Annotated in this window: 9 protein-coding genes and 1 pseudogene; 6 read left to right on the top strand and 4 right to left on the bottom strand. The window is 62.1% G+C overall.

The annotated features are described in order from the left end of the window. Positions 1-505 (top strand): annotated as a pseudogene (locus EN993_RS25480) (LysR family transcriptional regulator); the annotation flags it as partial. Between the two features lie 12 nt (positions 506-517). On the opposite strand, the gene EN993_RS25475 reads toward EN993_RS25480, so the two are convergent. Beyond that, positions 518-1,540, bottom strand: a complete 1,023-nt coding sequence (locus EN993_RS25475; RefSeq protein ID WP_109666824.1) for a substrate-binding domain-containing protein — start codon at positions 1,538-1,540, stop codon at positions 518-520. Positions 1,541-1,903: 363 nt separating this feature from the next. On the opposite strand from EN993_RS25475, the gene EN993_RS25470 reads away from it, so the two are divergent. The 5 genes from EN993_RS25470 to ugpC all read left to right on the top strand — a co-directional run bounded on the left by EN993_RS25470 (position 1,904) and on the right by ugpC (position 8,517). Further along, positions 1,904-3,259, top strand: a complete 1,356-nt coding sequence (locus EN993_RS25470) for an ABC transporter substrate-binding protein (RefSeq protein ID WP_127265149.1) — start codon at positions 1,904-1,906, stop codon at positions 3,257-3,259. Positions 3,260-3,524: 265 nt separating this feature from the next. Next, positions 3,525-4,538, top strand: coding sequence for a sugar ABC transporter permease (locus EN993_RS25465; RefSeq protein ID WP_127265148.1), 1,014 nt, complete (start codon positions 3,525-3,527; stop codon positions 4,536-4,538). 1 nt (position 4,539) lies between these two features. Next, the gene (locus EN993_RS25460; protein WP_127265147.1) at positions 4,540-5,694 is read left to right on the top strand and encodes a carbohydrate ABC transporter permease; all 1,155 of its coding nucleotides are present in this window, start codon (positions 4,540-4,542) and stop codon (positions 5,692-5,694) included. A gap of 4 nt (positions 5,695-5,698) precedes the next feature. Further along, entirely contained in the window at positions 5,699-7,363 is a 1,665-nt protein-coding gene (locus EN993_RS25455) for an alpha-glucosidase family protein (protein WP_109666833.1), read from the top strand. Between the two features lie 41 nt (positions 7,364-7,404). Further along, on the top strand, positions 7,405-8,517 hold the full coding sequence (gene ugpC, locus EN993_RS25450; RefSeq protein ID WP_127265146.1) for a sn-glycerol-3-phosphate ABC transporter ATP-binding protein UgpC: 1,113 nt from the start codon (positions 7,405-7,407) through the stop codon (positions 8,515-8,517). Between the two features lie 78 nt (positions 8,518-8,595). Here the strand turns inward: ugpC and EN993_RS25445 are convergent, their stop codons facing one another. From EN993_RS25445 to EN993_RS25435, 3 genes are all read right to left on the bottom strand, one after another. Further along, positions 8,596-8,832 carry a DUF680 domain-containing protein gene (locus EN993_RS25445; protein WP_127265145.1) on the bottom strand — a complete coding sequence of 79 codons (237 nt, stop codon included), beginning with the start codon at positions 8,830-8,832 and terminating at the stop codon, positions 8,596-8,598. A 70-nt stretch (positions 8,833-8,902) separates the two neighbouring features. Next, positions 8,903-9,103, bottom strand: coding sequence for a DUF680 domain-containing protein (locus EN993_RS25440; protein ID WP_109666841.1), 201 nt, complete (start codon positions 9,101-9,103; stop codon positions 8,903-8,905). Positions 9,104-9,173: 70 nt separating this feature from the next. Then, on the bottom strand, positions 9,174-9,283 hold a 110-nt coding region (locus EN993_RS25435), incomplete at its 5' end, for a DUF680 domain-containing protein (protein ID WP_127265144.1).

Here is a 9,283-nt window from a genome sequence, read left to right as displayed (position 1 = left end):
GACCAACCGAGAGGCCGACGTCGCGATCCGCGTCGTCTACGACCGCAAAACCCTGCCGCTCAATCTTCACGGCCTGAAGGGGCCGGAGCTGTTCGGCGGCGTCTACATGTCCCGCGATCGACTGGCCGCGTGGCGTGCGGGCGCGCCTGATCCCATCCGGTGGATCGTCATAAGCATTCATGGAATTCCGGATTGGGCCAGCGAAGTTCGCACCACGGGGGTTCCGTTCAGGACCACGGACGGCGAGGCGCAGATCGTTGCTGTACGGCAAGGGCTCGGGATGACGACACTGCCGTGCTTCATTGGCGATGCCGACCCCCTGCTGGTGAGGGTGCCGGGCACCGAGCTGCACATGTACGGAACGCTCTGGCTTCTCACACAGGGGGAGACACGCAAGACAAAGCGCGTGCGGCTCTTCACGGAGTTCGTATCCCGCAGGCTCGCCGCGTACGCTCCGCTTCTCGCGGGGCTGTCCATATCGCGCGAGGCGACGGGTCAGCCGTAGCCGGTTCTGACCTCAGGCAGGCGCGCCGGCGACCGATCCCCTGACCACCAGGTCGACCGGCCAGACCTCGCCGCGGGCGCCCTCCTCCAGTCCCGAAATCCGTGCCGCCAGCCGCTCGGCGACACGGGCGCCGGCGAGACGGATGGATGAACGCGTCGTCGACAGCGGCACCGAAAAATTCTCAGGCCTCAGCCAGGGGAAGACATCGTCATGGGCGATCAGCGACACGTCGCCCGGAATGCTCAGGCCAAGGTCGCGCACCGCACGCACGACGCCCAGCGCCATGATCAGGCTGGAGCAGGCGATCGCCGTCGGCGCGTCGCCCGCTTCCAGCAAACGCCTGGTGGCGCGATAGCCGTTCTCCTCGGTCATATCAACCGAGCAGACATGGTGCTCGCCCAATGTCAGCCCGCTCGCGGCAAGCGCCCGGCGCACACCGCGTTCGCGATGGATGGCGAAGGTCTCGCGATCATCACCGTTGATCAGCGCCAGCCGCCGGTGGCCGAGCTGGATCAGCAGCCTGGCCGCCTCGCGGAAGGCGCCCTCATTGTCGATGTCGGTGAAGGCATAGTCGAAATCGAAACCTTCGCTGCGGCCATGGACGATGAAGGGAATGCCGAGCGTGTTGACCAGCGCCACGCGCCGGTCAGCGGGCCTTGGCGAGGAGATGTAGACGGCGTCGACCTGCCGGTTGGCGACGATGCGCCGGTAGGTCGTCTCCTGGTCGTCGGCGTCGGCCGGCGACAGCACCAGGTCGAGTTCGTGCGAGCGGGCGTAGTCGCCGAGGCCGGACAGGAACTCGACGAAATGCGGATCGATGTCGACGGCGGCACCGGTAGGCAGAACATAACCGATCATACCGGTCTTGCCGGTCGCCAGCCGGCGCGCGCTCGGATTGGGGCGGTAGCCGTGGCGCTTGGCGGCATCCATCACCCGCCTTCGCGTTTCCTCGTTGACCTCGGGATAGCCGTTCAGAGCGCGGCTTACCGTAGTCTGCGAAAGTGCCAGCATATGGGCGAGCTGCTTGAGGTTCACGAAAGGTCTCCATTCCCTCAAAGCGCTTTTAAATTGAATCGACCCAAGTGCCGTAAGGGCCGGTCCATAGGAGGATGAACCATAGACGCGGTTTGGGCCGGTTTGAAACAAGAATTGCTGCTGCGCTGCCATAAAAGCATGTTGCAGCGCACTTTTTCTGCCGCAAATGCGCGAAGTTAAATCGATTAGCTCGCCAGCCTCTTGACTTCCAGGCGATTCAATGGCGAGATCAAAAAAGCCAAAGCGCTTTGGAAGACTCTTCGAAAGGTTGCGGTTCCTTTCTGACTGAGTCACAGTCCTGCGGCGTCGGCGGGCGGAATGGAGGTTCCGTCCGGTGTGTGTGACCCACTGGGAGGAATACCGATGAAGAAAATGCTTTTGCTGGGTGCTGCGTTTGCCACGCTCGCCCTGAACGCGCCCGCGCATGCCGAATTGAAGTTCAAACCGGGTGAGGACAAGCGCTTCAACTGGGCGAACTACGAAGAGCTCAAGAAAGTCGATCTCAAGGGTGAGACGCTGACGATCTTCGGACCGTGGCGCGGTGAGGACGAAGGCCTGGTGCGCGGCGTTCTCGACTATTTCTCGGAAGCCACCGGCGTCGAGATCAAATACTCCTCCTCGGAGAATTACGAACAGCAGATCGTCATCGACACACAGGCCGGCAGCCCGCCGAACATCGCCGTGCTGCCACAGCCGGGCCTGATCCAGGACCTGGCATCGAAGGGCCTTTTGACACCCCTCGGCGACGACACCGCGAAATGGGTCAAGGACAATTACGGCGCCGGCCAGTCATGGGTCGATCTCGGCACCTTCAAGGACAAGGACGGCAAGCCGGGCTTCTTCGCGTTCCCCTACAAGGCCGACGTGAAGTCCCTGGTCTGGTATTCACCGGACAATTTCAAGGAAGCCGGCTACAAGGTGCCGAAGACGCAGGAAGAGCTTGCCGATCTCGAAAAGAAGATCATCGCCGATGGCGGCAAGCCGTGGTGCATCGGTCTCGGCTCGGGCGGCGCCACCGGCTGGCCGGCGACCGACTGGGTCGAAGACCTGATGCTGCGCACCCAGGCCCCGGAAGTCTACGACAAATGGGTGAAGAACGAGATCCCGTTCAACGATCCGGCGGTGGTCAACGCCATCGACATCTTCGGCAAGATCGCGACCGACGACAAGATGGTCGACGGCGGCGCCAAGGCGGTTGCGGCGACCGATTTCCGCGACAGCCCGAAGGGCCTCTTCTCGGTGCCGCCGAAATGCTACCTGCACCATCAGGCATCGTTCATCCCGACCTTCTTCCCGGAAGGCACCAAGGTCGGCCAGGACGCGGACTTCTTCTACTTCCCGCCCTATGCTTCCAAGCCTGAACTGGGCACGCCCGTGCTCGGCGCCGGTACGCTGGCGATGATCACGAAAGACAGCAAGAGTGCCCGCGCGTTCATCGAATTCCTGAAGATGCCGCTCGCCCATGAGATCTGGATGGCCGAGGGTGGTTTCGTGACGCCGCTCAAGTCGGTCAACAAGGATGCCTACGCCAGCGACGCGCTGAAGAAGCAGGGCGAAATCCTCGCCAACGCCTCGACCTTCCGCTTCGACGGTTCCGACCTGATGCCCGGCAAGATCGGCGCCGGCGCGTTCTGGACCGGCATGATCGACCTGGTCGGCGGCAAGTCCGCGCAGGATGTCGCCACCGACATCCAGAAGAGCTGGGACGCTATCAAGTAGGCGGCCGACGGAGCTAAGCAGCCGATCGTTCGGCTGGACGTTTGGACTATCGCATCCCAAGTGGATCCGGGCCCTGGAGGCCCGGATCCGACCGGCGGCCCGTGCCGCAGCGACTATCATGAGCACACAGACATCCGGCATGAAGCGCGATCAGCAAAAGGGAAAACCCGTCTTGCCTGGCGATCGCGCTCTGAACAACTGAATCGGCGCATCTCACCGCCCGGACCGTTCGGCTTTGGCTGATGATGCGCAGGGGGAGGGACCCATGGCGGCTCAGATTTTCTCGGCCATTTTCGTCATCATCGTCGGCGTCGGCGGTTGCGTCGCCTATTTCTGGGGCGCCAACAAACTGGTCGACCTGATATTCCCGTCGCGCGGCGTCGCCGGTGCTGCGGCCATCGACAATCTGCGCCGGCAAGGGCTGGTCCGTCCCTGGCTGTTTGTTGACCCAGCGATGATCATCCTGACCATCTACCTGATCTATCCGGTGGTCGAGACGCTACGGCTGTCGTTCCTCGATCGCGGCGGCATCAATTTCGTCGGCTTGGCCAATTACGAATGGGCCTTCGGCGACCGCGAGTTCCGCAACTCGATCCTCAACAACATCATCTGGCTGGCGGTCGTGCCCGCCGCCTGCACCTTCCTCGGGCTGATCATCGCCGTGCTCACCGACAAGATCTGGTGGGGCACGATCGCCAAGAGCCTGATCTTCCTGCCGCTGGCAATCTCCTTCGTCGGCGCCAGCGTCATCTGGAAATTCATCTACGAGTATCGTGGCGAGGGCCAGACGCAGATCGGCATCCTCAACGCCGTCATCCAGCATTTCGGCGGCCAGCCGCAGGTCTGGATATCGCTGCCGTTCTGGAACAATTTCTTCCTGATGGTGATCCTGATCTGGATCCAGACCGGCTTTGCCATGGTCATCCTGTCCTCCGCCTTGCGCGGCATTCCCGAGGAAACATTGGAAGCCGCCGTCATCGACGGCGCCAATCCGTTCCAGATATTCTGGAAGATCATGGTGCCGCAGATCTGGGGCACCATCGCCGTCGTCTGGACCACGATCACCATTCTGGTGCTCAAAGTGTTCGACATCGTGCTGACCATGACCAACGGCCAGTGGAACAGCCAGGTGCTGGCCAATCTGATGTTCGACTGGATGTTCCGTGGCGGCGGCGATTTCGGCCGTGGCGCCACCATCGCCATCATCATCATGATCGCGGTCATTCCGATCATGGTCTGGAACATCCGCCAGGCGAACAAAGAGACGGGAGGACATTGAGATGGCCGTTGCGACCGGAAATTCCTTCGCCAGCCGCTTTGGCGTCCACATCGCCGTGCTTGTCTTCGTCGCGATCTGGACCATACCGACGCTCGGCATCCTGGTCTCGTCGCTGCGCGACAAGAACCAGATCATCGCCTCGGGCTGGTGGAATTCGTTCTCCAGCTCCACCCAGACCGAAGCCGGCCGGCTGCCGGCCGCCTCTACGCAAGTCGAAAAGGACGGCAAGTTCGTCCTTCAGGGCAACATCTTCGGTGACGGTGCTGCCCGCAACATCAGCGCCTTCGGTGTCAAATCGGCGGCACCGACGCAATATCCCGCCGGCACGACAGCCGATCTCGGCGACGGCGTGACATTGCTGCTCAACGCCGACGGCAGCTTCGTCATGGCCTCGTCCAAGGCGTTCGAAGGCGATCGCGGCCAGCGCATCTACTATGCCTCGTCGGCGCCGCCGAAATTCACCACCGACAACTACAAGACGGTGTTGTTTTCGGAGGGCATCGGACGGTCGTTCATGAACTCGCTGACCGTCACCATCCCGGCGACCGTCATCCCGATCCTGATCGCCGCCTTTGCCGCCTATGCATTGGCCTGGATGCGGTTTCCCGGCCGGGCGCTGCTGATCGCGGTCATCATCGGCCTGCTGGTGGTGCCGCTGCAGATGTCGCTGATCCCGCTGTTGAAACTCTACAACGGCGTCGGCTCTTTCTTCGGCATGCCGTCGAAAACCTATCTCGGCATCTGGCTGGCGCATACCGGCTTCGGCCTGCCCTTCGCAATCTACCTGCTGCGCAGCTACATTGCCGGCCTGCCGCGCGAGATCATGGAATCGGCGCGCATCGACGGCGCCAGCGATTTCGAGATCTTCGTCAAGATCGTCTTGCCGCTGTCGTTCCCGGTGCTGGCTTCGTTTGCCATCTTCCAATTCCTGTGGGTATGGAACGATCTGCTGGTGGCGATGGTTTTCCTCGGTACAGAGGCAGACCAGATCGTGCTGACCGCCAAGCTAAACGCCCTGTTGGGCTCACGCGGCGGCGACTGGGAGATCCTGACGACATCGGCTTTCGTGACCATCATCGTGCCGCTGATCGTCTTCTTCTCGCTGCAGCGCTATTTTGTCCGCGGGCTGCTTGCCGGCTCGGTGAAAGGAGGCTGAGACGATGCAATCCGCTTTGAAGGCCAACTCGAAGCCTGATCTCGCCATCGATCGCGACTGGTGGCGAGGTGCGGTGATCTACCAGATATATCCGCGCAGCTACCAGGACTCGAACGGCGACGGCATTGGTGACCTCAAGGGCATCATCGGGCGGCTGCCCTACATCGCGGCACTCGGTGCGGACGCCATCTGGATTTCGCCGTTCTTCAAGTCGCCTATGAAGGATTTCGGCTATGACGTGTCAGATTACTGCGACGTCGATCCGATGTTCGGCACGCTGGCTGATTTCGACGCGCTGACAGCCGAGGCACACAGGCTGGGCCTCAAGGTGATGATCGACGAGGTGCTGTCGCACACCGCCGACAACCACCCATGGTTCAAGGAAAGCCGCTCGAGCCGCACCAACCCGAAGGCCGACTGGTACGTCTGGGCGGACGCCAGGCCGGACGGCACGCCGCCCAACAACTGGCTGTCGATCTTCGGCGGCTCGGCCTGGCAATGGGACACCAGCCGCCAGCAATATTACCTGCATAATTTCCTGGCCGAGCAGCCCGACCTCAACTTCCACAACCACGACGTCCAGGACGCGTTGCTCGACGTCACCCGTTTCTGGCTGGAGCGCGGCGTCGACGGCTTCCGGCTCGACACCATCAATTTCTACTTCCACAGCCAGGGCCTGGAAAACAACCCACCGCTGCCGCCGGAAGAGCGCAACGACCAGACCGCACCGGCGGTCAACCCCTACAATTACCAGGACCATCTCTACGACAAGAGCCGCCCCGAGAACCTCGGCTTCCTTGAACGGTTCCGCGCCCTGCTCGATGAATATCCAGCAACCGCCGCGGTCGGCGAGGTCGGCGATTCGCAGCGCGGACTGGAGGTGGTGGCTGCCTACACCGCCGGTGGCAAGCGCGTGCACATGTGCTATTCCTTCGATTTCCTGGCGCCGGAAAAGATCAGCGCGGCCAAGGTCCGCTCGGTGCTGGAATCCTTCGGCAAGGTGGCCAGCGACGGCTGGTCATGCTGGGCCTTCTCCAACCATGACGTGATGCGCCCGGCCTCGCGCTGGGCCGCCAATGAGGCCGACCCGACCGCCTACCTCAAGGTCATCTCGGCGCTACTGATGTCGTTGCGCGGGTCGGTCTGCATCTATCAGGGCGAGGAGCTTGGGCTCGGCGAGGCCGACCTTCGGTTCGAGGATCTGCAGGACCCCTACGGCATCCGCTTCTGGCCTGAATTCAAGGGCCGCGACGGCTGCCGCACGCCAATGGTGTGGGACGGCAGCGCCAAGAACGGCGGCTTCTCCTCGGCAAAGCCTTGGCTGCCGGTGCCGGCCAAGCATCTGGCGCAAGCGGTCAATGTCCAGCAGGGCGACGAGACTTCGCTGCTCGAACACTACCGGCGCTTTCTCAGCTTCCGGCGCGCCCATCCGGCCCTGGCCAAGGGCGATATCACCTTCATCGAAAGTGAGGGCGACACCGTCGCCTTCACGCGCCGCGCCGGCAACGAGCAGATTGTCTGCGTCTTCAATCTGGGCGCCAGGCCGGCCGAGGTTGACCTTGGCAACCGATCGCTGCAACCTTTGCCGGGACACGGATTTTCGGGGCAGACGAGCAGCGGCGCCATAAAGCTCGGCGGCTACGGCGCCTGGTTCGGGCGTATCGACTGAATTTCAAATCACTTGAATTTCAAACTACTGGGAGGAAACCAATGGCCGATGTCACGCTAAGACAAGTGAAGAAGTCCTACGGCAATCTGAACATTCTCCACGGCATCGACCTCGACATAAAGTCGGGCGAGTTCATCGTCTTTGTCGGCCCGTCTGGCTGCGGCAAGTCGACATTGCTGCGGTCGATCGCCGGGCTTGAGGAAATCACCTCCGGCGAACTCAAGATCGCGGGCGAGGTGGTCAACGACGTGCCGCCGTCGAAGCGGGGCATCGCGATGGTGTTCCAGTCCTATGCGCTCTACCCGCACATGACCGTCTACGACAACATGGCGTTCTCGATGAAGATCGGCAAGGAGAACAAGGCCGAGATCGACCGCCGTGTACGCCAGGCGGCCGAAATCCTGCAGCTGACTAAATATCTCGACCGCCTGCCCAAGGCGATGTCGGGCGGCCAGCGCCAGCGCGTCGCCATCGGCCGCGCCATCGTGCGCAATCCCAAGGTCTTCCTCTTCGACGAGCCGCTGTCGAACCTCGACGCCGCGCTTCGCGTCGCCACCCGCATCGAGATCGCCAAGCTCAAGGAATCCATGCCCAACACGACCATGATCTACGTTACCCACGACCAGGTCGAGGCGATGACGCTGGCCGACCGCATCGTGGTGCTCAAGGATGGCCATATCGAGCAGGTCGGCACGCCGATGGACCTCTACAAGAAACCCGGCAATCTGTTCGTTGCCCAGTTCATCGGCTCGCCGGCCATGAACATCCTGCCGGCGACCATCGACAAGACCGGCAACCCGACCGTCGTCAGCCATGTCGGCGGGCGCAAGGCAACCGTGCCGATCACAACGCCGGCTTCGGCGAAAGGTACCGCGGTGAGTTTCGGGGTGCGGCCGGAAGATCTGATCATCTCCAGCGGCGCCGACTATCTGTTCGAGGGAACGGTCGACTATGTCGAGCAGCTCGGTGAGGTTCAGCTGGTTTATATCGACATCGGCCGCGCCGATCTGCCGCTGGTGACCAAGCTGCCCGGCAATGTCGAGGTCAAGCGCGGTTCGACATTGCGGCTGAGCGCCAATGGCGAGGATCTGCATATCTTCGATGCGGACGGACATTCCTTTGCGCTGCAAAAGCCGGAAGCAAAGGCGGCCTGAGGCAGAACCACGTCTCGGACGTAGAAAAGAGCGGCGGGCTTGGCCCGCCGCTCTTCTTCTGAAGATCAGCTTCGGCTGTTAGTGGCCGAAGAGATTCCGGTCGCTGCCCTGAGGGGCGGACTTCTGTACGTCACCCGACGAATTAAGCAGCTTCGCGACGAGGCCACCGCTGTTGCGGATCGAGCTCGTGTGCGAGGTGTCAACCGAAGTGACGGCAGGCTGGTTGGCGCTGTTGGAGCCAAAGTTGTCGCTGCCGGCGAAGGCACTGCCGGTGATGGCCAGAACGGTGGCGGCAGCAATGAGGATCTTGTTCATTTTAGTCTCCTGAATTTTTCGAGCCTCTCCAGGGCGGCGGGACAGACCCGCCGTCCGCGTGGGTTGGCTGTTAGTGGCCGAAGAGGTTACGGTCGCTGCCCTGAGCGGGCGTCTGGGCAACCGGTTCCGATGTCTTGGTGGAGGCCGTGTACGACTGGTCCACCGCGGCTGCAGGCTGATTGGCGCCATTGGAGCCAAAGTTGTCGCTGCCGGCGAAAGCGCTGCCCGAGATGGCCAGAACCGCGGCGGCAGCAATAAGGATCTTGTTCATTTTAATCTCCTGAATTTTCTGGATTTCGCCAGGACGGCGGGCAGACCCACCGTCAACTGCGAATCCGCTGTTAGTTGTTGCCGAAGAGGTTGCGGTCGCTGCCCTGGACGACGGGCTGCTTTTCAGCCGGAGCCGACTTCTGCTGGACCGAAGCCGTATATGAGCTGTCAACCGAAGTGA

Origin of the sequence: Mesorhizobium sp. M7D.F.Ca.US.004.01.2.1, assembly GCF_003997785.1 — a bacterium.
GTDB lineage: Bacteria > Pseudomonadota > Alphaproteobacteria > Rhizobiales > Rhizobiaceae > Mesorhizobium > Mesorhizobium loti.
Note: the sequence above shows the minus strand (reverse complement) of the source record. Positions and strands in the feature narration are given on the sequence as shown.

What these genes read in the sequence shown, in the direction of transcription:
- EN993_RS25470 (WP_127265149.1), top strand. Translation starts at nt 1,904, where the DNA reads ATGAAGAAAATGCTTTTGCTGGGTGCTGCGTTTGCCACGCTCGCCCTG.
- EN993_RS25465 (WP_127265148.1), top strand. Translation starts at nt 3,525, where the DNA reads ATGGCGGCTCAGATTTTCTCGGCCATTTTCGTCATCATCGTCGGCGTC.
- EN993_RS25460 (WP_127265147.1), top strand. Translation starts at nt 4,540, where the DNA reads ATGGCCGTTGCGACCGGAAATTCCTTCGCCAGCCGCTTTGGCGTCCAC.
- EN993_RS25455 (WP_109666833.1), top strand. Translation starts at nt 5,699, where the DNA reads ATGCAATCCGCTTTGAAGGCCAACTCGAAGCCTGATCTCGCCATCGAT.
- ugpC (WP_127265146.1), top strand. Translation starts at nt 7,405, where the DNA reads ATGGCCGATGTCACGCTAAGACAAGTGAAGAAGTCCTACGGCAATCTG.
- EN993_RS25445 (WP_127265145.1), bottom strand. Translation starts at nt 8,832, where the DNA reads ATGAACAAGATCCTCATTGCTGCCGCCACCGTTCTGGCCATCACCGGC.
- EN993_RS25440 (WP_109666841.1), bottom strand. Translation starts at nt 9,103, where the DNA reads ATGAACAAGATCCTTATTGCTGCCGCCGCGGTTCTGGCCATCTCGGGC.